Source organism: Pseudoalteromonas sp. S4492, assembly GCF_005886115.1.
In the GTDB taxonomy this organism is placed as follows: domain Bacteria; phylum Pseudomonadota; class Gammaproteobacteria; order Enterobacterales; family Alteromonadaceae; genus Pseudoalteromonas; species Pseudoalteromonas gelatinilytica.
The window spans coordinates 176,829-199,735 of sequence record NZ_PNCP01000036.1; the positions used below are offsets into that span (position 1 = coordinate 176,829).

The window sequence follows — 22,907 nt, forward strand, 5'->3', positions numbered from 1 at the left end:
ATAATTTAAGATTGAATTTGTATTATTAATAATGATTTTCACTTATTAAAAAGCCCCTTAAAAAGGGGCTTTTCTTAGCTCTTTTAGTGTCTGTATACTCGCCTTCTATAAACGAAAGGTAACAGAGCAATTAGAAATACAAAAACGCCACCGCTACTAGACTCAGTTTTATCACCATTGCTACTAGTAGTTACATTTTTGACAGTAACATCTATTGATTGTTCTGTCGTTCCTTCTCCATCCGAAACAACTACTTTGAATCTGATTAACGAATCCACTGAGACAGTTGGAGATTTAAATTTTAACGTTTGAGAAGTAGATTGAAGAATATCAGCTTGAAGCCCTTGCGTTTGCGTCCAATTGTAAGTTAATGACTGTGATTCTTTATCTGTCGCAGAAACAGTAATCACACCTTCTGCATTCTCATTAACTGTATAACTATTAGCAAGTTCAATTGTTGGCAATTGGTTTACATGCATGAATAAAACAGATTGCTCATGAACAAATTCCTCGTAACCATCGTTAATGGTTAAAGAAATTGTTCCCTGCTTCGACTCTAAAAGCTCAGACACTTTCAAGATTGCTATACTTTCATTCTGGTTTTCGATAGTAACTTCGGGTATCGAAATAGCCCAGTGATACGTTAATTCATCTGCGTCACTATCTGATGTGCCTGACGCATCTAGAACGAAAGTATGCAGCTCTTCTATCGTTTCTGGAATAATAAGAGATAATGTTGGTGCGCTATTAAGACTTTCTTGTGCAAGTTTTGCGACAACCTCAACAAAACCATTTTTCACGCCGTCTAAGTCAAATTCACTACCATCTTCAATCCTAATCACTGAACAATTACTGCACTCAGAACTAAACTCGCTGCTTGCAATTATCTCTACCGATTTCCAACCACTTAACGTTAGTACGCGTGCTTGTAGCTCATCGCTCAATAAAGCGTTTTCAAGCATTGGTAAAGCAAGGTCTACTGATTCTGTGCGCTGAGCGAGCTCAACATTAATGTTTATCATGTCACTCTTCAATTGGAAGTGAGGATCTTCAACCCTCATCTCGGTGAAGGCATCAAGCAACATCTCTTCAGATACATTCATATTTTCTATGAAGTGCTCACTGTGAGTGCGAATAACGTCACCTGCTCTGATGATATGGAAAACATTGTTCGTATGTACATAAGAATCAGATGCGAGTACCCCCTTCGAGGTGTTTGCTGAATTATCTAAGAAATCAACAATGCCATCACCATCACTGTCGCCTATCCACTCTATGCTATCAGGGATATTATCACCATCGGTGTCCGCACTTTCATCATCAAAGATAACATTATTAATTAATGGCACGGTCTCAGTTTTAGTCAGAACCGACTCTCCATTTTGTAAAATGTCATACTGTAAGGTAATGTCTCCTTGCCAAGCATCTTCAATACCAAAATAGCCACTCCAAATTGATGTGTCATACATATACACGTCAACTTCATTGATGACTTGTTCAGCAGATAATAATGTTACTTTTAGCTCTAAACTTTCATAATCTGAAAAGCCATATACTTGTATATAAAGTTCGGCGCTATTCCCTTTGACCAAACTTGCCATTTTCTTACCATTTTGTTTATAAGTGGCAGTGATAGTACGTGGAGCATCTTCATCTAAATGAATTATTTCAGATTTACTAAACTCCCCTGTATAACCGCCGTCGTATACTTCAAGCTCAATTGAATCGATTGACGATTCCACGATACTTGGGAAGACTACATTCTTGATCCCTTCAATACTGTAGTCACCAACATAATGGCTATAATTTCCAGCACTTAAATTTAACCCCAAATAATCATATAGCGGTTTACCTCTTACATTAAGCGCAACGACGGGCAGAGCATTTCGATAAGCATAGGTATAAGGCTGAATATCAATACGAGGATTTATATGTAGGTTTATTGTGCCTGAGGCTGTATTACCAGCATTATCGCTTGCCGTAATATCTAAAGAGTAACGCCCTGATTCAAACTCTATATCTAGCCCTGATCCGACAGTTATTTCTTTGATGCCTGATACCCTATCAAAAACAATAAACTGCTCTAGCAAGGTTTCAAACAATTGTTCTTCAGTAAATTCGCCGTTCATAGCGACGACATCGTTTCGGATGGTTGGAGCCGTCGTATCAGTAACAAAGAATGTTTGCACAGCTCTTGCGCTATTCCCTGCAATATCTTCAGCGACCCAAGTTACTTGATTCTCGCCATATACTAGCGTTCTAGATAAAGGGTATACCTCAACTGCTGCTCTATTGTTATCTGTAACCTCAGGATAAAGACTTCTAGGAATAGATGTGTTTTCATAGACACCTTCAATTGTCACAGGTGTTAAATCAGAGAAAACAGGTGGTAAATTTTCTCCTAAATTTGGATCATCTGGATGACTATCCTCACTATCAACCACACCATCTGAATCAGTATCTTCAGCTGTTGGGTTTGACCCTATTTCAAATTCAGTTATGTTAGCCAAACCATCTCTGTCTAAATCTTGACTTGCATCGAATGAGTCAAGGACATTTAAGCCAAATTGATACTCCCAGAAATCTGGAATGCCATCATTGTCGGTATCTAAACGAGTATCAACCTCTGAAATCCACATGACTCTATCAATATAAAATGGTTCATAACGGTAAAAGTCTGCATCAGCTAGATTAATTTTAATGACGTTGAAGCCATCATTGACAGGTATAAGTAAACGAGATTCACTATATTGAACAAGGAGATTTTCGTTGTTCAGTTGAACTTGAAAGTGGTCATTTTTGTTAACTCTATAGTCAACGGTGATAAAACCCTGCTCAAACAAACCAGCAATAGCAAAACCTGCATTTACTTCTGTATAATCTTCGCCATCAAACTTAGGATTGAAAGAAAGGCTATTCACTCCGTTTGTAGACCAACTATCACTTGAAATCCAGTCAACATTATTTGCTGCTAACACCGTAAAGCGGTTTGGTAACCCACCATATTCAAAACTTTCGAAAAGGTTATTTATTGCTGAAGGTGTTGAAGCGTAATCTGATGGTGAGCTTTGTGCATAATACTCTTGTACGTCTGTATAACCATCTTCATCTAAATCAGCACCAGTAACATTTGCATTAATCGGTGAGGTCATAAGTATATTTACTTCATAACCGTCAGGAAGTTCATCTCCATCACTATCAGAATGTCTAGGATCTGTTCCAATACCATACTCTTGCAGAGCTGTTAATGCGTCATTATCGTAGTCAGAAGATGCATCATTAGCATCAGTTAAATTAAGCCCATTTTCAACTTCCCAAAAATCTGGCAGCCCATCACTATCTGTATCAGCATCGCTCGTTTTAGAAATAAACTTAAAATTATCTAGCCAAACAGCATCCTCTCCTGTAGATATTGAACCATCTTTTGAATATGAAAACTCAATAACGTTAATACCTTCAGGGATTTTAACAGTTACCGACCCTTCCTTCGTTCCAGCGATCCACTCAATATCACTATTTGAACCATTAATTCTCAGCGCAAAAGAATCGCAACATTCTTCAGATTCTATTTTATAGTCAAATACAAGGTATGCTTCTACGAAGACACCTGTAGCACTGAATGAGCTCATCTGACTATCTGAGATTTTACCAGAACGAATGCTATGCGAACCATCGGTAGCAAAACTATTATCAATGTACCAATCTGCGTTGTTCTCTGATGAATGGTTAAACCATTGAGGTAGTTGATAGTCTTCAAATGAACTAGTTAGATTCAATTGCTCTGGAAATGACGCTGCATCTTGTGGGTCTGTTTGTAACTGAAACTCGGTGTAGTTACTAAATCCATCATTGTCACTATCAAGCATTGCATCAGTAGAGTCTGTTAAATTTAGACCATGCTCATATTCCCAGCCGTCTGGAATTTGGTCTCCATCTGTATCAAGGTTATTAGGATCGCCCTGATTTAAAAATTCATTGAGGTTACTCAAACCGTCATTATCATTATCCAATGATGCATCGTCTGGATTCGAAGGATCTAGTCCGTGTGCAACTTCCCAAGAGTCGGGTATTGAATCACCATCATTATCAGCAAATTCATTACTGATATAAATGTTATCAATGAAAACTGTATCTAAGCCTGATGATACAGAACCATCTTTAATGTAAGCGAATTTAAGTGTATTTAAGCCTACAGGAATAACCTGCTCGAAAGAGCGCCAATCGGTGATACCAGAATCAATAACAATTAATTGCTCGTTTAGGTAAACATACAAATGATCAAAACCAGCTTCTGTAGAAAGTTTATAAATAAAGCTTAAATACTTAGTCTGGTCTGTTACAAAGCTGTATTCAAAACTAGTTGCTTGACTATCGTCAATGTCATTATTAGCCAAAGAGAAACTATAGTTTTCATCTATTTGTGAAGTTTCCCAAGGCGTAGAAGGGTCTGTAAAATTAAAACTCTCAGGAACAAGATTGTCATTAAAGTTAAATGAGATTGTTGCAGGTATTGTTGGCGTAGAATCAGCATCACTTGGGTCTGAACCTAATAAAAATTCAATTAGGTTAGTGAAGCTATCATTATCTAAATCACTTTGTGCATCTGAACTATCAAGTGGATCTAAGGCGAAATTGACTTCCCAACCATCCGTCATTTTATCGTTATCAGAATCAGGGTTAGTTAGGCTCGTTTGATACACATGATGTTCTTGGTAATCAGTTAAACCATCGTCATCTGAATCAGAATCATTTGGCAAAGAATTTAAACTGTATTCTTCTAGGTTGGTCAATCCATCTTCATCTAGATCACCTGAGGCATCTGTAGGGTCTGATGAATCGAGTGAATATAACAACTCCCAATTGTCATCCATTCCATCGTTATCATTATCAATGAATTGAATATTATTACATACAACACCTACCGTATTGAATGCATCAACAACATCATTTGCCGCATAACCTAAATCAATGGCACTGTTTATTGCACCACATGCACCATCGATAAAGTCCGTTGAATTTACCCAATAATTTTGGTTTGCGTAGAGCATAATTTGAAAAGCTTTACGTGGATCCCACTCTGGCTTATTTGCTAGTAAATAAAATGCTCTGTTGAATACACCACTACTGTAATGAACATCAATTCCAGAATAAAACTGTGATGCGTGGTCTATTGAAATACCATCATTTGACGGTGTTTCAAAATAACGCAATGCAGTTCTATTTTTTGTGATGTCGGCACCAGACAACCAATCTGTAGTGCCTCTGACAAAGTATTCAGCAGTTTCACCAGCCATGTCTGAGAAAGACTCATTGATCCCTCCCGATTGGTCATAATAAAATAAATTAGAATTTTGCTCAGTTACACCATGACTTACTTCATGAGATACGATATCTAAAGAAACTAGTGGGTAAAAACTATCAGCACCATCACCAAAGCTCATCGCAGAGCCATTCCACGTCGCGTTTTCCCAACCATCACCTTGGTGAACACGTAACAATAACTTAAAAGTCAGTGGTGCCGTGTTATACCATTGCTCATACATATCAAACACTGAGGTACCAAATGCATGGGCATCGTTTAAAGGCGAATAGGCACCATTAACCTCTTTGTGAGTATTTCGAGCACATGGGAATGAAAACGCAGTTGAAGGCTCGCTCCCTGACTCCATCGAAACAGTTTTTACTTTATCATTTTCTAAAAAACATGTTTCTCCTACTTGGGAAACAGCAAATGCGGGATAATCATCGCCATATTCATAACGGCCAACTTTCTCATTACCACCAGGTCCCATCGCCTGTGTGTGCTTGATATTATTCCACGCTTTAAACACTTCATAAGTCTTTTCACTGATAATAGCTGAAGGCCTTGATTCATGTTTTGCATTTAAAATTTCAAGTTCAATTAAATATGCGTAATGAGCTTGATCGTTTTTAACATAAATGTAGCGCTCTGATTTTACGAGCTTATAAGAAGAATCTAGTGACAGTTTAGAGGCTTTAAGTACTGCTAAAACAGCGGTCTCTAAATCAAATTGATTATTCGCTCTTAATTGCAATTGTGTTTCATTGATATCAGTCGCAAAAAAGCCACTCATATGCTGTGACTGCGCTTGAACACGAATTTGTTGGCCCCAAATTGGAATGCCAGAATAATATTGCTGTAAAATTTTATTTGATGAGTTTTTTCTTAACACACTACTCGAGTTAAAGTGAGGCAAAGTTACCTCTTCAAAATAAGAACCTTTTTTTTGATTATTTTGAAGATTCTGATTTATTAACAGCAGGTTTTGAAGTTGTGGTTGGTTGAGGGGACTGACCCTTTCGACTGTTGCAGCTTGAAGAGAGTATGCGTTAAACATACTAAAAACTGCAGCACCTGCAATTAATCCCTTATGCATAATAGTTCCTTAAATACATTATTTACTTATTATCGGGACTAAATTACCAAAAATAAACACAATCTGCACCAATTTGTTAAGCTCACATTAATAATTTAACCAAAATTTCGACTACATATCTTAAAACTCACACTGGAAAAATACTCAATACCCATCAATACTTTATTATTAATAACTGAAACAGTCCCCTACTCATTCAATGTCGCTAAGAGCTAAATTTATCCTTCTGCTATCCACAATTTTTTGTGTGGTGGTAGCCAATACTTTCATTATTTATGCATTAGATAAACAAGGTCAGGCTAAGCTTGAGGCAGTGATCCATACTCATAATGTGCTCGATGAATCAGAAAAGCTCTACAATCAAATAACGAACGCCGAAACTGGACAGCGGGGTTATTTATTAACACAAGACCTCAACTATTTAGAACCCTACTATTCGGCTCTTGAACAAGTAAAAAAACATTTCTTGGCTGTTAATAGACTTACCCTAAGCAACCCCGAACAACAAAATACGCTTGCTTTAATTGATGAACTAGTTAACAAAAAATTAGCTGAGTTGGCATTAACAGTGACACTTGTAATGCAAGGCACACCTTATGCCCTTGAAGAAGCTAAAGCGATTGTGTTAACTGATGAGGGTAAACAGTATATGGACCAAATCCGTTGGCATATTCTACAGTTTCAAAATACTGAGAAAGCCAAGCTAGAACAGCAAAATGCTGAGTACCAAAGAAATAGGTTGTTTATTACCCGGTTCGTCACTTTGCAAATCCCATTAATTGTTATCTTATTAGTATTTTGTGCTTTTTATATCAATTCTAAACTTTTCAAGCCAATGAAAATATTAATAAAAAATACCAAACAGCTTGAAAAAGGCATGCCTGCAAAAATGATGACGATTAATTCTCATGATGAAATAGGTTACCTTTTCAAACGCTTCATACGTATGAGCAACATAATTAATAAGCGAGCAAGTAAATTAAATTTTCAAGTAAGTCACGATCATTTGACGGGTGTTTTAAATCGAACGGAACTAGAGCCTGCATTAAAACACGCTACTAGTCTTTGTTCTGAAGATAACAAACTGGCTGTAATCTTTATTGATATTAATAAATTCAAGCAACTCAACGATAACTATGGTCATTTAATCGGTGACCTAGTACTTAAAGAAACAGCAAAACGGGTTACTTCATCAGTTAGAGCTGATGATGATGTTTACCGTTATGGAGGGGATGAATTCGTTATTGTTGCCCACAACATTGCCAAGCGTTGCTACATAAATGCCATGCTCAACCATTTAATGGAACGATTTGATAGCCCTTTTATATTCGAACAACACACAGTTACGGTGTCACTTAGTATTGGTGTAGCCCTAGCACCTGATCACAGTCAAGATCCTCAAAAACTGCTCAAGCTTGCTGATCAAGCAATGTACCAAGCTAAACAAGCGTCAAAAAATGGTTATCATCTTTACCAGAATAGTACTCAAGAAGACTAATCTAAATTACTGCTTTATCCGTATATATTTGCAAAAACCCTCATCACTATGTATAAAATTTACACAGCACTTTTAACTTAAGGCAACACTATGCATCTTTTATTGACAGGCGGAACGGGTCTTATTGGTAGGCATTTGTGCCCTTTTTTATTAAACCATCACAAGGTGACTGTACTTACACGAAACCCAATTCAAGCTGCTGTTATTCTGACTCATCAAGTGCACACTGTTAAGTCACTCGATGAGGTGAATTTTGAAGAGGTTGACGCTGTAATTAATCTAGCTGGAGAGCCAATTGTCAACAAACGTTGGAGCGAGTCGCAAAAGCGCACTTTGTTAAATAGCAGAATTAATCTTACCCTACAGATATCTAAAGCGATTAGCCGCTGTGAATCACCACCTCATACCTTTATTTCTGGCAGTGCGATTGGCTTTTATGGCCGCCAAGAAAACCAGCCAATTGATGAAAGCTTTAATGATATTTATCCTGAATTTAGCCATGTGCTTTGCCGTGATTGGGAGCATGCAGCGACGAAAGCACAATCTGACCAAACTCGAGTATGCCTACTTCGTACAGGTATCGTATTAGCTAAGCAAGGTGGTGCTTTAGGTAAAATGCTGCCTGCTTTTAAATTTGGCTTGGGTGGACCAGTAGGCCATGGTCAACAAGGAATGTCGTGGATCCATATTGACGACATGATCCAACTCATCCTTTTTGTGCTTTCACATCAGGATATACACGGGCCTGTCAATGCCACTGCGCCAAATCCTGTTGATAATAATGAGTTTAGTCAAACTCTTGCACATGTGATATCGCGTCCTGCCATGTTACGTATGCCTAGCTGGGTTTTAAAATTGATGATGGGCGAGATGTCAGACCTACTCCTTCATGGTCAATTTGTGCTTCCCAATAAACTACTTAGTCATAATTACCGCTTCCATTACCCAACGTTAAAACCAGCATTAGAAAGTCTAAAATTATAGTTACAATGTACGGGTTGATAATACTCAACTAATACATAATAATTAATCTGATTTTAGTCGAGTGATTATTCAGGGAAAATCATGATGCATTTACCCACCATAATCAGCATTTCAATTTTATTGAATGTGATTATTGGGGCGTTTCTACTGTCTTTGTATTTTTTAAGGCAACAGCCGAGCTATTTATATTGGGGTAGTTCGTGTTTATTTTTTGTATTTGCGCAAATCACCGCTTCTCTTCGTGTTTTTATCGACTTACCTTTAATTACCCATTATCTGGCAGCTTTACTCATTATTTCAGCGCCTTTGGCTGCAATTTTAGGGATCCATGCTTATAGTCAGTCAGATAGGAAATACCATAAAGCCTGCGCCTTTGTGCTGATCCTATCCATGCTGATATTACTGCCAGTGCATGACTCCCCATTAAACCAAATAATCAGCACGGCTATCATAGCTATTTGCTTTAGCTACGCTGCATTTGCGCTCAGAAAGCTGCAAGTTGAGCGCATCATACACCTGGCTTTACTAAAACTGTGCTTTGTAATTCATGCTTTGATTATGTTAGTACAATTTTTGCTTTTAGTTTCTGATTATAAGGGCGATATTAATACTGATTTAAGCCACATTCTCGCGGTCATTTTGATAAGCCATATTATAATTACCACCCTAACTGCTATGATTTGGCCATTAATGATGTTTTTAGAATCAGAGCAGATACTAAGCGATCTTGCCAATCGTGACCCGCTTACAGGATTATTGAATCGCAGATCATTTATAATGATTAGCAATAATTACTTAGAGCAAGCTAATAGTAATCTTACAGAGCTCTGTGCTTTGATGATTGATATCGATTTCTTTAAAAAAGTAAATGATCAATATGGTCATGAAACCGGAGATGAAGCACTCAAATGGGTTGCTAAAAAGATTAAAAGCCAGCTTCGCGAACACGATTTAGTCGCCAGAATCGGCGGTGAAGAATTTGCTGTAATATTACCAAGCACCAGTCAGACCCAAGGCGAAAGCCTATCTGAGCGGATCCGTTTAGCAATACACAACGATAGCTTTCAATATCAGCAACATTCAATAAAGCTTTCAATTAGTGTTGGCATCATAACTCATAAATCGGGCACAAATAATGTTAACGAATTACTGGCAGAAGCCGACAAAGGCTTATACAAAGCAAAATTAAATGGCCGAAATCAAGTTGTTACTATGGCATTTTAACGTGACAGCTTGTTAGTTTAATTTAAACTTTTATTTAGCTGACTTAACTCATTGGTCACCCACTGTTTATCTAAGCATTGCTCTAAGTTAAGTTGGGCAAATTTTAAAAAATTGCGCGCCGCATGTGACAAATGGCGATCGGTGCGAACCACAAAATACCAATGACTGGCTAAATTCACATCCTCTACATCTAGTATGCAAAAGCTCGTATCATGGGGTGGCAATACATGGCGAGAAACAACACCGAGCCCCATTCCTGAGCCAACTGCAACACGTATTGCCTCGTTACTCGCCATTTGTACTGTGTTGCTTAAAACAAAACCTCTACTTTGTAATTCACTTTCAAAAAGCATTCGCGTAGCAGAGCCTGGCTCTCGAAGTAAAAAACGTTCACTCACTATGTCGTGCAAAGTGACATGGCTTTTACTCGCAAGTAGATGGTTTATTGGCGCAATAAACACTAATGGGTTTTGCAAAAACCGCCCTGCTTTTGCGTGCTCTAATGAAGGGGGGTGACTAAATACATAAATATCATCTTCGCCTCGTTCAAATCGAGCAAGCACCTCGGCACGATTACCTATTTCAAGCGGCAGCTCAACATGAGGATGTAAATTACTGTACGGTCCAAGCAATTTGGGCAAGATATATTGTGCGGTGTTAACCATGGCTATTTTACAGCGCCCGCGCTCCCCACCTCTGAGCTCAGCTAAGTAATCCTGATAATCATCAAAATGACCAAACACCTGCTGGCAAGTTTGAAACAACGCAAAACCCGCTTCTGTAATATGAATACGCTGCTGATTAACCATCACTAATGGCTCATTCACTGTTTCTTGCAAGCGTTTAATTTGTTGTGAAACCGTTGGTTGCGTTAAGTGTAACTGCCTTGCTGTCTCACTAATTGAGCGCGTTTTTACCACACACATAAACACTTCAAGTAAGCGAAAAGAAATATGCCTTAAGTCCATTAACACCAACCCATAGATAATAACCTATAAGATACTATCATTTATTTAATTATTTACTATGTGAATTTTTATCTAGAATAGCGGCGCTTTTAACCAAGAGGAGAACAAAGTGCCTGATATTGTTGTAATGTTTTTTGTTTTAGGGCTCACAGCCGGATTACTTCGCTCTGATCTTAAAATTCCGCAAGCAACCTATGAAACCCTTAGCCTATTGTTAATGCTCACCATTGGCTTAAAAGGCGGCATGGTGCTGCATGGCAATTTGCATTGGCAACTTCTACCCGAGATGGGCGCTGTGTTACTGCTTGGCGGCTTGATACCATTAATGCTGTATCCGGTATTAAACAAACTGCTTAACCTTTCTGTTGCTAATAGCGCAAGTATTGCCGCGCATTACGGCTCAGTAAGCGCAGGTACATTCGCCGTTGCTTTAGCTTATGCCGAATCGAACTCACTTAATGTAGGTGCTGAAGTCACGCTTTATTTAGTAATGCTTGAATTACCTGCCATCATCGTTGGCTTATTACTATACCGCCGTCTAGGAAATGGCTCTGGGCAAAACCTATCACTCAAAGCGCTGTGGCATGAAACACTGACTAACAAAAGTGTGATCTTGCTTGTGGGTGGTGTGATTATTGGCATGATGTACGGCACGCAGCAAGGCAGCCAAGTAACTAGCCTTCTTACCAGCAGCTTTAAAGTTGTATTAGCGTTATTCTTACTCGAAATGGGTTTAATGGCCGCACAAACACTGCGCCCTATTCCATGGCATCATTGGCGTTTAGCGTTATTCGCTGTTATAACTCCAAATCTATTAGGTGCTATCGGCGTCTGTGTTGGTACTGCCCTGCAACTCGAGCTGGGATCGGTAGTGATATTAGCAAGCCTAGTTGCAAGTGCCTCTTATATTGCAGCTCCAGCCGCTATAAAAGCAGCTATTCCTGATGCTGACATAGGCTTAGCCATGTTATGTTCTTTAGGCATAACCTTTCCTTTCAATGTATTACTAGGAATTGGCTTGTATCATCAAATAGCATTGTATATGAGTTAAAAAATTCGCTAACTATCACTTTATGCATGAGATTTTTTAAAAAGTCGTTTAATATAAATAAAAAAGCAGTGCAAGGACATGCTATGTTCAATCAAACGCTCAGCACTGAGCAACAGCATGTAAGTGATATTTTTATGCGCTTATGTACGCTTTGTCAGGTGCAAAATAATTTAGAATTAGAGCAACATTTATCATTACAACTTGGCTTTTGTGAGCAAAGTATTGAGCTTGCAACTGTGCCCTATGAGTTAATTGATAAACTAGCTAAAGCTTCTGAGGTTAGTTTTGATTCACTACTTAATGGTAGTAACCAAACCACAGCTGTACTTGATGGTCCCATATTACAAGCAGTCAGTAACGGTATTATTAAGAGTATAAAAAAGCTATCAATGGCGGGGTTAATTAAAGGTGAGAACCAAACGCAAGAAGCACTTAGTCAACTTGCAGATATTCAGCTAAAACAAATAGCAAAAGAGCTCAAAATACAAAGCCAGGTTAAATAACCTGGCTTTTTACTAATTCTTACCTTTGTACATTTTCTCGTAAATGTCAGATATATTGTTTTGCTTATCGTAGTATCGCTGCAGCTCCCCAAGCGATAACTCCTTTATTTTATCGCTATCAAGCCCGGCAGGTTCTGCTAATTTAAAATGTGCGGCGTGTGGTGAATTGCCCATTAAGGTTGCAATTTCGCCCTTCAATTGTTCAGCTTTATTAAATAGTTTAATTGCTTTGCTGATATCTGTTTCATGTTCGGCTTGTAACGTGCACCAAACCACCTCAACAGACTTAGACCTGATTTGATCTTCAAAGATATTTTTTCGCGCAATCAACCACGTACTTGCAATCAGCAAGATGGCTAAAACGGCAATAGCTATGTAAATTAGTTCAAGCATTACGATCCCTCGGTAAACTAAAAGTTACTATACACCCAAACTTGGTCCGTAATACATCAGGAAAAAGCATTATAAATGCTAGTATGAGACTGAAATTCATCTAATAATTAATGTTAAGTTTTTGTTCCGAACGGCCAGCTTGGACTAAGTAATAGTTTTAATTTGGTTTTCAAAAGACCAGGAAACAACATCACAACAGCAAGCACAATACTAATGTAGAGTACAATAAAGCTATACATGTAGTGTATGTAGGCGTGTTCAGCTTGTATGTCTAACACAACAAACTTAAACCAAAGAATAAAGTGAGCTATAGAAAGGCCAACTGTTAGCTTGATAACACAAAAGAATAGCAAACCGAACTTATAACTAAACTTTTCATGAAGCTTTGCAAGCACATACATACTAAACAATGAAGTAGCGCTTAAACCAAGGTAAACATTCTGAACATTATCAACTGCATGATTTTCTTGAATATAAGTCAATGCATATTCCATTAATAATGTTGTAAGCATGTATTTCGTGACGACAACAGCTATTGTTAAAAAGTCACTAAATAACTCTTTATCTTTAACAGCTCGTATCATTGAAAGTATGAGGGCTAAGAGGTAAGACAATGATATGAGTACTTGATATGAAAACACTTCTCTGTTTTCACTGACCAATAATGCCTTGTTGTATAATTCTGCTAAGTATTCAAACATAGTTTACCCTTCATACCAAGCATTAGGATATTACTATGTGGCAAAAAAAACCAGCTGTTTGAGCTGGTTATTTTGAATAGTCTATTGTTTAGTTAGGTTTTTTTTCTTTAATAATAACTATTCCACCAGAACCTTGTAGCTCTTCCTTTTTCTTTTCTTTAATGATTACGATTCCACCAGAGCCTTGAAGTTTTGTCGTATCAAAGCTTGAAACTGGTGCTGCGTCGAATGCTAAAGTAGATAGTAATAAAGCTGATAAAGTCATTTTTTTGTTCCTTCATTGTTAAAGATAGTTTTCGTTAGCAAATACCGAGCCACTAAAATACAAATTGGGTAAAAACTAACGACTAGCCCCTATATAAGCATAAAATTAAACCGTTAGGCCATTTTTTATACTATCCACGTATGCAAAACGTACGCTGAACAGCATCAAACCGTTTAGATCTATAAACTAGCTAGGCTCTATGCCATAATTCTGTTAATTCAAAAAATAAGTCAAAGCGGCCCTACGCTTAGCAAGGTTTAATGCATGGCATATCCAGAACAACAGCAACCAACAATTTATTGGCACGACTACGAAACATTTGGCGCAAGCCCGCAAAAGGACCGCCCGAGTCAATTTGCAGGTATTCGTACCGATCTCGATTTGAATATTATTGGTGAGCCGTTAATTGAGTATTGCAAGCCTGCAGCCGATTACTTGCCCCACCCTGAAGCGTGTTTAATAACGGGTATTACCCCGCAAGTTGCGATGCAAAAAGGCTTAGTTGAAGCTGAGTTTATGGCAAAGATCCATGCTGAATTTAGCCAACCTAACACCTGTGTTGCGGGCTATAACAGCATCCGTTTTGATGATGAAGTCACACGTTACAGCTTATATCGTAACTTTTATGACCCATACGAGCGTGAATACAAAAACAATAATAGCCGCTGGGATATTATTGATTTAGTGCGTGCCTGTTATGCACTACGCCCAGAAGGTATTGAATGGCCGCTTAAAGAAGATGGTACGCCGAGCTTTAAACTCGAGCACTTAACCGTTGCCAATGGCATCGAGCACGCTGCCGCTCATGATGCATTAAGTGATGTAACGGCAACCATAGCGTTGGCAAAATTAATAAAAGAAAAACAACCTAAGTTGTATCAGTTCTTCTTTAGCTTACGCTCTAAAAAAGCACTGGCTGATTTAGTTGATGTGTTTAACATGACACCATTGGTGCACACTTCATCACGAATTCCGGCAAGCCAAGGCTGCACCAGCTGGATTGCACCAATGAGCTTTCACCCAGTTAATAAAAACGCCATTATTTGCTTTAATTTAACTGAAGATCCGCAAGTGCTATTAGATTTATCTGTTGAAGAGCTACGCACGCGTCTTTACACAAAACACAGCGACCTTGGCGAAGACGAAGCACCGGTAGGCTTAAAACTCGTGCATTTAAACAAGTGCCCTATTCTTGCACCAGCAAAAACCTTGTTACCAGAGAACGCAGCCCGTTTAGGTATTGACCGCGAAAAGTGCCTACAAAATCTCGCTATTTTAAAAGCCAACACAGAACTTCGCGACAAAGTCACCGAAGTGTTTAACGAGCAGCGTGATTATGGCGAAACCACTAACCCTGATTATCAACTTTATGATGGTTTTACAAGCCATGCTGATAAAGCTAAATTTGCCATTATTCGAGATGCAAGCCCTGAGCAACTAGCATCAATGCAGCTTGATTTTGATGATAAAAAGTTTGCAACCTTGTTATTTAGATACCGCGCTCGAAACTGGCCACACACGCTTAGCCAAGATGAACTGGCAAAATGGCGCCAGTATTGCCAAAACAAGCTAATGCACGGTGAAGATAGCCCGTCGATCAGTGGCCAAGATTTCATGATCACCCTTGAAAATCTGGCTCATGAAAATGATGATAACGAGAAAAATCTGCATATATTAAAAGCGTTGTACAATTACGCACAAAGCATGTAATAAAAAACGCGACAATTATTGTCGCGTTTTTTATGGATATTACTTTTTATGTAACGCTTCGATACGCGCTAATAAACTAGATGTGTCGTAGCGACCGCCACCTAAGGCTTGTACATCGGCGTAATATTGATCAACTGTTGCCGTCATCGGCAAAGTTGCGCCGTTGGCCTTTGCCTCATCCAAAGCGATGCCTAAATCTTTACGCATCCAGTCAACAGCAAAACCAAATTCGTATTCGCCAGCCCACATTGTTTTGTAGCGGTTTTCCATCTGCCACGAGCCTGCAGCGCCTTTAGAGATGGTTTCAATTACTTTTTCACCATCAAGGCCTGCTTGTTTTGCAAAGTGTAACCCCTCAGCCAAGCCTTGTACCACACCCGCAATACAAATTTGATTTACCATTTTACAAAGTTGACCAGAGCCTACTTCACCTAATAATTGGCTAAAACGACTAAAAGCAGCCATGACAGGTTGAACAACATTAAAATCAGCTTCGTCGCCACCAACCATCACGGTTAATACCCCATTTTCTGCCCCAGCTTGACCGCCAGAAACCGGTGCATCTAAAAATGCGATGCCTTGTAGTTTCGCTTGAGCACCCACTTCACGTGCCACTTCAGCTGATGTTGTAGTGTGGTCAACTAAATAGCTGCCCTCATGCATGCTTGCCAGCACACCATTTTCACCATAAACAACTGAACGTAAATCATCATCATTGCCTACACACATGAAAACGATATCAGCCCCTTTTGCGGCTTCACTTGGCGTTTCAGCGTGTTCACCTTGATATTCTGATACCCACTTTTGCGCTTTAGCCGTTGTGCGGTTGTAAACTGTCACACTGTGACCTGCGTTGGCAAGGTGACCCGCCATTGGGTAACCCATTACACCTAATCCGATGAAGGCGACTTTCATTGACATAAAACTGACCTATTTGAGTGATAAATTAGTAACAATTTCATTATCTCAACCGAATAACTAAAAAGCGAATGAAAAAAAGTTCATTTAAACCGTTTAAAAACACACAGGTAAAACATGGATAGTATATATCGTTTCAATGCCCAGCTTGCATCTGGTGAAAACTTCAGCCTTGAATCGCTACAAGGAAAAACAGCGCTTATCGTCAATATTGCTAGCAAATGTAATTTTTCAGTGCAAATGGCAAGCCTTGAAAAACTCTATCAAGAATATAAACAGCAAGGATTTACCGTACTCGGTTTTGCCTGTAATCAATTTGGCCATAATGAGCCACTTGAAGGCAATGAACTTAAAGCCTTTTATCAGCAACACTTTGATGTCAGCTTTCCTATTTTTAACAAGGTGTTAGTCAACGGGCCTGACGCTCACCCTTTATTTAATTATTTAAAGTGCCATACCCGTGGAATTGCGCAAAACCGCGCAATTAAATGGAATTTCACCAAATTTCTTATAAACTCAGAGGGTCAACTTGTTGCGCGATATGCCCCGCGCACCAAGCCCGAAACCCTCAAAATGGTGATAGAGAGTAATTTAAATGATGAAACTGGCCTTATTCAGTGCGCAAAAGTATGAGCAACCGTTTTTTGAAAGGAATCTAACTGAATACGCTGAGTCTGTTTCGCTCAGTTATTTTGAGCAATCCTTGAACAGCAATACCACACCCCTTTGCCAAGGTTTTGATGCCGTGTGCGTGTTTGTAAACGATACGGTCGACAAACACGTCATTGCTGATATGGCGGCTGTCGGTATAAAAGCAATCTTATTACGCTGTGCAGGCTTTAATAATGTTGACCTTGATGCTGCCAAAGAGCATAACATCAAGGTTTGCCGCGTCCCTGCATATAGCCCAGAAGCAGTAGCAGAGCATTGTATTGCACTCATGCTAACGCTCAACCGAAAAACCCATAAAGCCTTTAACCGAGTACGTGAAGGCAACTTTGATTTAAACGGTTTACTCGGTTTTAATCTGTTTAAAAAAACTATTGGGATAATAGGCTGTGGCAAAATCGGTTTAGCACTGGTTAATATCTTAAATGGCTTTGGTGCTAAGGTGCTCGTGTGCGACCCTATGGCTGGTGAAGGCCCTTACACCCTATGCGATTTAGACACATTGCTTACCCAAAGTGATGTCATTTCATTGCACTGCCCGCTCAACGAGCACACCCATCATTTAATTGATGCTAACGCATTTAAGAGGATGAAAGACGGTGTCATGCTGATTAACACCTCTCGCGGTGCACTTCTCGATAGCCAAGCATGTATTCAAGCACTTAAGTCTAAAAAGCTTGGACACCTAGGCCTAGATGTATACGAGCAAGAGTCAGAGTTATTCTTTAAAGATCACCGTGAAGAAATCATGCAAGACGATATTTTTTCACGCCTTATTAGCTTTCCGAATGTGTTAGTCACAGGCCACCAAGGCTTCTTCACCCAAGAAGCACTTAGCGAAATAGCCTGCACTACATTACAAAGTGCTAATGAAATAAGCCAAGGCTTACCATTAACTAACGAAGTGAATTAAACATTATTAAATTTAAAGCCAGTTATCAAAAAATTAAACTGGCTTGGCTTTATTAAGTTTCTAAAAGCCGAGTCCAGCTAATACTAACTTCGTCTTAAATTTGGCCGCTGAGGTTGATACACATACCTTATATTGATTTTTGCTGTTCTTAAGCTTTCGTAATAAAATATTGCGTGCAGTTTTTTTTATATAGCTAATTGGGTTTGCTCCCAAAGGCATTGGTCTTGGAACAAAGTCCATTAAATCAGTGCATTTATTAGACTCTTGAAGCATATATATGGTTTGATTAAAGACTTCATCATTCATTTCCCAACTACGAGCTTGATTACCATAAACTGACGCTAAGAAAGCTTTTAGATTTTCTTGCTCTATTTTATTCAATTCCATTTGTCTATTCCTTCAATAATTTGACGATATTGTTAAAATCGTTTTTTTCTCCCATCACTGAAAACCAATGCACCTCACCACCATTCAAAATCAATATAACTCCATGCTCTTCATTATCATTATAACTAGAGTAAAGTTTGATTTTACCTAAATCTTCAATGTAAGTATTTTTTGACTCAATGTTGAATGAAGCAGACGTACTCTCAGATAGTTTAGCTAACCAAATTGGTAGCTCTTGTCGAGTTTTAATATCAAAAAGTGAACTCATAAAAGTTTCAGTATTGCCAGTAAGATCAACTGTTGGTATGAAATTTTTGGGATCAACTATCTCATGTGTTAACACAAAATCATCAAATTTTAAAATTATTAAATTACCATTATGGGCAACTTTATGAGGGTTAATATTGAGTTTTAGTTCGTTAGAAAAAAATATTTCTAAACTTTTAGCTGAAAAAGAAATCGATGTAATAAATATAAAAATTGCAACCAGCATAATCTTATTTATATTCATAATTAGTCCCTTAATTATTAAGATTTCTTAAACGTAAATTTTCGCATTTAATTTGTCAATAGGTTATAAATTACTCAGCTGTGGTTTTACATAAATTTAAAGTTACTCAGATACAAGTCTTTAAAGTAAAAGGCGTGAGGTTTAAACCCCACGCCTTTTACTTTTTTCTTTCACCTTGAAACTAGAAACTTGTAACTAGCAACTCGAGTTTCTATTTCAACAACGCCACGTTCACGAATACCGCCGTCATTAATAACGGGCAGATAAAGCGAATGTACTGGGCAAACCAATAATGAGGGCCGCTCGATACTTGATGCAATTTATTACCACGCTGCCATAACCAGCCAACAGTAATGAAATAGAACAGCCCCATCAAAGGTAATTGGTACTGTGTAAGTACCATAATGACTAAACCAAATAACCAGTCAAAGTTTAAGATAATCAGTGATGAAGCAATAAACACGATTAGGGTTACAAATAAGGTCGCTTTTTTGCGCTCTACACTGTGATTCTCAACCAAAAATGCTACTGGAATTTCAGTCGATGAAATAGTTGATGTCACTGAGGCAATCGACATTAATACAAAGAATAATAAGCCAACGAGTAAACCCACTTGACCCATCGTGCTAAACAGTTCAGGTAAAATCGCAAAGATTAACTGCCCTTCACCAACCAATTTACCGCCACTAAATACCTCTACACCGTTATGTTGAGCAACAAAAATAGCCGGAATAATCAATAAACCTGCTAAAAAAGCCACACCGGTATCTAGCAGTGCCACGGTTCCAGTAAGTTTCGGCAGGTTGGCATCTGGTTTTAAATATGAGCCGTAAACCATCATACAACCAACACCTAACGACAATGAAAAGAACGCTTGTCCCATTGCCGCAATAATTAAGTTGGCATCAAGAATTTGACTAAAATCTGGCACTAAGTAAGCTGCAAAACCATCCATCGCACCATCTAGGGTCGCGATATAAGCAATTAACGCCACTAATAACACTAGCAATAATGGCATCAAGCGGCGTGACCAAGTTTCGATACCTGATTTAACACCTTTTAAAATAATACTCGCAGTAAGAATAAGCATCAGTGGCGTAAACACAAAATTGCGCGCCATGGAGTCACTGTGCAAAAAGTTACTTAACTCAGTAAAACCAAAGAAGCTTGCGACTGGCTCGAGCGCATAAGCGAGCATCCACCCTGCAACTATCGAATAAAAGCTCAGCATCACAATCGCACCAAAGAGGCCAATATAGCCAGCTGCAGCGCCCACTTTAGGTGCTGTGTCTTGCCATGCACTAGATAATGCTTTTACCGGATTAGCTTGCGCTTGGTGGCCTAAGTACAGCTCAGTATAAAGAGCTGGAAGCGCTAATAAGAAAATAACAATGAAATAAACAAGTAAAAATGCACCGCCGCCATGGTTTGCCGCTTGTGTTGGAAAGCCCCAAATATTACCTAAACCTACCGCCGCGCCAGAAGCTGCTAAAACGAAACCTAATCGGCTTTGAAAGCCGTCACGAACTTGTGCCATACATCTACAAATCTGTTATTATTTTTCCTCATTAAACCATAATTACAGTCAACTGCGTAAACTATTTGCGTTTGTTCGTGCCTATAAAAGTGCATTTGCTGTAAAAATAAACAAAACTAAATTCAAGCCCCGTGTAAGCGTTATACCATGAGCAGTCACTACTTTTCGAACACCCTTATCATTGAACAGCAGTGCCAAACAACGGCCAAAAAAATCATGCTTATGGATGCAACAGGTATTGATGTTGCAAGTTTACCCCTTGATAAATTACTTAGTGAGTTTGAGTTAAGTGTGCTTGAAAAACGCAAAGTGCCTAATGCAAAGCAAGAGTACTTAGCGACTCGCCTCACGTTAAAGTATTTGTATCAACATGCTTACCCTCATGATGATTTAGCGCTCAGTGAAATATCGAGCCAGTTTGATGACAAAGACAGCAAGCTAAAATTACATACCCCGGTTAGAGAACCTGTGTGGACCTGTTTATCACATTCAAATGGTTTAATTGGCGCAGCTCTTAACCCAGAACAGCAGCTATTTGGTTTTGATATTGAACAAAGCAGTAAGCCTCGCCCTTTTATCAAACTCGCCAAGCATTTTTATCATCACGATGAAGTTGACTTCATTAGCCGTTTTGACACATCCAATGAACAGGCACAGTGCTTTTTTAGAATTTGGACATTAAAAGAAGCGCTTGCCAAAGCAAGTGCTCAGCCTATTGCGAAACTACTTGCTCCTAATATATTCGAAGAATTGAACAAACATGATTTCAGCGCGAGTAGCAACTCTATTGAAGGCTTTGATATAAGTGTTGTGGCACAAAAAAGCACTGACTGGCAGTGCTCTTTTATTAACTTTAGTGACTTACGCCGCGACTTGGCTTTCTAATAGTCGGCTGTGGATAGCCTGAACTACATAATCTGACTCGCTTTGTTCAACTAAGAAGCACAGGTTATGTTTACTTGCACCGTGGCAAATTAAACGAATATTAAAATCGCTTAATACCTGCATTAAGTTCATTTCTTGCTGACGTAATTGAATTTCAGAACCAATTAAAGCCACCAGCGTTAAGTTATTTTCAACCGATACATGACAAAATTCAGAAAGCTTATCTAAACAGGCTTGATCAAGCTCTGGACGTGATGCATTCGGTGCGTTATCCAACGTAATTGCAACACTGATCTCAGAAGTAGTAACCAAATCAACCGAAATATTAAATTCGCTTAAAATGGTGAATACACGGGCTAAGAAACCGCTCGCAAGGAGCATTTCTGGGCTTTTAACCGTTAATAGAATCTGGTTTTTACGCTGTGTTACCGCACGAATACCTGGTTGCTGAGACTTTTCTTTTTCAATCCATGTACCACCTAATTGCGGCTCACGGCTTGAACCAACAAACACACTAATGTGGCTACGGCTTGCCGGTAAAATAGTAGCAGGATGCAGTACTTTTGCACCAAACGTTGCCATTTCTGCCGCTTCATCAAAGCTTAAGCGTGCAATTGGGCTTGCTTTAGCGCATAAACGCGGATCAGTACTGAAAATACCGACTACATCGGTCCAAATATGCACGCTTTTTGCGTTAATTGCTTCAGCGAGTAATGCAGCACTGTAATCTGAACCACCACGGCCTAAAGTAGTCGTTTGATTGTGTTCATTGCTACCAATAAAGCCTTGGGTTACCACAACCTGATCATCAAGTAGCGGTACTAAATGCTCTTTAGCTGCCGCAGCGGTTGCTGCAACATTTGGGGTAGCTTTAGCAAATTGGCTATCTGTTTTTAGCACTTTGCGAACATCAAAACGCACCGCATCAAGACCTTGGCCACGTAACACTTGAGTAAACAAATACGATGATAAACGCTCACCAAAGCTCAGTAGCTCATCTTGCTCAGCTACTGACTTTGCGCCTTCTGACGCTAGATTTTGAAAAGCCTTAAGCGTTTCATTAAAGCCATGTGCTAAATCAGCATCAAGCGACAGCTCTGCCAAGATTGCTTCTTGTATGGCGACTACGCCAGTAATATGTTCATCACGCTCAGCCGCGCTCAAATCACGTTTACACAATGCAACTAAATGGTTTGTCACGCCCGCACTGGCACTCACAGCAACTATACGTACTTGATTATCAGCACAAACGATTTCTGCACAGCGGCTCATAGCATCAAAGTTAGCTACACTGGTGCCACCAAATTTTGCAACAACGTAATCTGATTTTGTGTTGGCGGCTAATTGGGTATTCATGTCGTCTCCTTTTGTGGAAAACTATCCACAGTAATT

Annotated in this window: 19 protein-coding genes; 9 read left to right on the forward strand and 10 right to left on the reverse strand. The window is 39.0% G+C overall.

Annotated elements, in window-relative coordinates; translation table 11 throughout:
• Positions 1-83: 83 nt before the first annotated feature.
• The gene (locus tag CWC28_RS11395; RefSeq protein WP_249324968.1) at positions 84-6,218 is read right to left on the reverse strand and encodes a M4 family metallopeptidase; all 6,135 of its coding nucleotides are present in this window, start codon (positions 6,216-6,218) and stop codon (positions 84-86) included.
• A 379-nt stretch (positions 6,219-6,597) separates the two neighbouring features.
• Here CWC28_RS11395 and CWC28_RS11400 point away from each other — a divergent pair, with 379 nt between their 5' ends.
• The 3 genes from CWC28_RS11400 to CWC28_RS11410 all read left to right on the forward strand — a co-directional run bounded on the left by CWC28_RS11400 (position 6,598) and on the right by CWC28_RS11410 (position 10,104).
• On the forward strand, positions 6,598-7,896 hold the full coding sequence (locus CWC28_RS11400) for a diguanylate cyclase domain-containing protein (protein WP_138625175.1): 1,299 nt from the start codon (positions 6,598-6,600) through the stop codon (positions 7,894-7,896).
• 90 nt (positions 7,897-7,986) lie between these two features.
• Positions 7,987-8,880: a TIGR01777 family oxidoreductase gene (locus CWC28_RS11405; RefSeq protein ID WP_063705754.1), complete on the forward strand. Its 894-nt coding sequence runs from the start codon at positions 7,987-7,989 to the stop codon at positions 8,878-8,880.
• An 81-nt stretch (positions 8,881-8,961) separates the two neighbouring features.
• Complete coding sequence (locus tag CWC28_RS11410) at positions 8,962-10,104, forward strand: GGDEF domain-containing protein (RefSeq protein ID WP_063705756.1); 1,143 nt, start codon at positions 8,962-8,964, stop codon at positions 10,102-10,104.
• A 17-nt stretch (positions 10,105-10,121) separates the two neighbouring features.
• Here CWC28_RS11410 and CWC28_RS11415 read toward each other — a convergent pair whose 3' ends face one another.
• On the reverse strand, positions 10,122-11,072 hold the full coding sequence (locus CWC28_RS11415) for a LysR family transcriptional regulator (RefSeq protein WP_138625176.1): 951 nt from the start codon (positions 11,070-11,072) through the stop codon (positions 10,122-10,124).
• A gap of 109 nt (positions 11,073-11,181) precedes the next feature.
• Here CWC28_RS11415 and CWC28_RS11420 point away from each other — a divergent pair, with 109 nt between their 5' ends.
• Both CWC28_RS11420 and CWC28_RS11425 read left to right on the forward strand, forming a co-directional pair.
• Positions 11,182-12,123 (forward strand): sodium-dependent bicarbonate transport family permease, encoded by a 942-nt coding sequence (locus CWC28_RS11420; protein ID WP_063705760.1) that lies wholly within the window; start codon positions 11,182-11,184, stop codon positions 12,121-12,123.
• An 83-nt stretch (positions 12,124-12,206) separates the two neighbouring features.
• Positions 12,207-12,626, forward strand: a complete 420-nt coding sequence (locus CWC28_RS11425) for a hypothetical protein (RefSeq protein WP_063705762.1) — start codon at positions 12,207-12,209, stop codon at positions 12,624-12,626.
• A 12-nt stretch (positions 12,627-12,638) separates the two neighbouring features.
• Here CWC28_RS11425 and CWC28_RS11430 read toward each other — a convergent pair whose 3' ends face one another.
• The 3 genes from CWC28_RS11430 to CWC28_RS21940 all read right to left on the reverse strand — a co-directional run bounded on the left by CWC28_RS11430 (position 12,639) and on the right by CWC28_RS21940 (position 13,985).
• Positions 12,639-13,019, reverse strand: a complete 381-nt coding sequence (locus CWC28_RS11430) for a hypothetical protein (protein ID WP_063705764.1) — start codon at positions 13,017-13,019, stop codon at positions 12,639-12,641.
• Between the two features lie 113 nt (positions 13,020-13,132).
• On the reverse strand, positions 13,133-13,720 hold the full coding sequence (locus tag CWC28_RS11435) for a hypothetical protein (protein WP_063705766.1): 588 nt from the start codon (positions 13,718-13,720) through the stop codon (positions 13,133-13,135).
• A gap of 88 nt (positions 13,721-13,808) precedes the next feature.
• A complete protein-coding gene (locus CWC28_RS21940) occupies positions 13,809-13,985 on the reverse strand; it encodes a hypothetical protein (RefSeq protein WP_156503651.1) in 177 nt (58 codons plus the stop codon).
• Between the two features lie 264 nt (positions 13,986-14,249).
• Here CWC28_RS21940 and sbcB point away from each other — a divergent pair, with 264 nt between their 5' ends.
• Positions 14,250-15,695, forward strand: a complete 1,446-nt coding sequence (gene sbcB, locus CWC28_RS11440; protein ID WP_063705768.1) for an exodeoxyribonuclease I — start codon at positions 14,250-14,252, stop codon at positions 15,693-15,695.
• 39 nt (positions 15,696-15,734) lie between these two features.
• Here the strand turns inward: sbcB and CWC28_RS11445 are convergent, their stop codons facing one another.
• A complete protein-coding gene (locus tag CWC28_RS11445; protein ID WP_063705770.1) occupies positions 15,735-16,616 on the reverse strand; it encodes an NAD(P)-dependent oxidoreductase in 882 nt (293 codons plus the stop codon).
• 114 nt (positions 16,617-16,730) lie between these two features.
• On the opposite strand from CWC28_RS11445, the gene CWC28_RS11450 reads away from it, so the two are divergent.
• Together CWC28_RS11450 and CWC28_RS11455 are read left to right on the forward strand one after the other, a co-directional pair.
• Positions 16,731-17,246 (forward strand): glutathione peroxidase, encoded by a 516-nt coding sequence (locus tag CWC28_RS11450; RefSeq protein ID WP_063705772.1) that lies wholly within the window; start codon positions 16,731-16,733, stop codon positions 17,244-17,246.
• Positions 17,212-18,195, forward strand: coding sequence for a 2-hydroxyacid dehydrogenase (locus CWC28_RS11455; protein WP_063706187.1), 984 nt, complete (start codon positions 17,212-17,214; stop codon positions 18,193-18,195). The genes CWC28_RS11450 and CWC28_RS11455 overlap by 35 nt, the downstream gene beginning before the upstream one ends.
• Before the next feature lie 60 nt (positions 18,196-18,255).
• Here CWC28_RS11455 and CWC28_RS11460 read toward each other — a convergent pair whose 3' ends face one another.
• From CWC28_RS11460 to CWC28_RS11470, 3 genes are all read right to left on the reverse strand, one after another.
• Complete coding sequence (locus CWC28_RS11460; protein WP_063705774.1) at positions 18,256-18,582, reverse strand: hypothetical protein; 327 nt, start codon at positions 18,580-18,582, stop codon at positions 18,256-18,258.
• 4 nt (positions 18,583-18,586) lie between these two features.
• Positions 18,587-19,093, reverse strand: a complete 507-nt coding sequence (locus CWC28_RS11465) for a hypothetical protein (protein WP_063705776.1) — start codon at positions 19,091-19,093, stop codon at positions 18,587-18,589.
• A 211-nt stretch (positions 19,094-19,304) separates the two neighbouring features.
• Positions 19,305-20,630 (reverse strand): sodium-dependent transporter, encoded by a 1,326-nt coding sequence (locus CWC28_RS11470; RefSeq protein WP_063705778.1) that lies wholly within the window; start codon positions 20,628-20,630, stop codon positions 19,305-19,307.
• 147 nt (positions 20,631-20,777) lie between these two features.
• Between CWC28_RS11470 and CWC28_RS11475 the strand changes: the two genes are divergently transcribed.
• A complete protein-coding gene (locus tag CWC28_RS11475; RefSeq protein WP_063705780.1) occupies positions 20,778-21,515 on the forward strand; it encodes a 4'-phosphopantetheinyl transferase family protein in 738 nt (245 codons plus the stop codon).
• Here the strand turns inward: CWC28_RS11475 and lysC are convergent.
• Positions 21,492-22,871 (reverse strand): lysine-sensitive aspartokinase 3, encoded by a 1,380-nt coding sequence (gene lysC, locus CWC28_RS11480; protein WP_138625177.1) that lies wholly within the window; start codon positions 22,869-22,871, stop codon positions 21,492-21,494. The two genes, CWC28_RS11475 and lysC, sit on opposite strands and share 24 nt — an antisense overlap.
• Positions 22,872-22,907 lie beyond the last annotated feature (36 nt).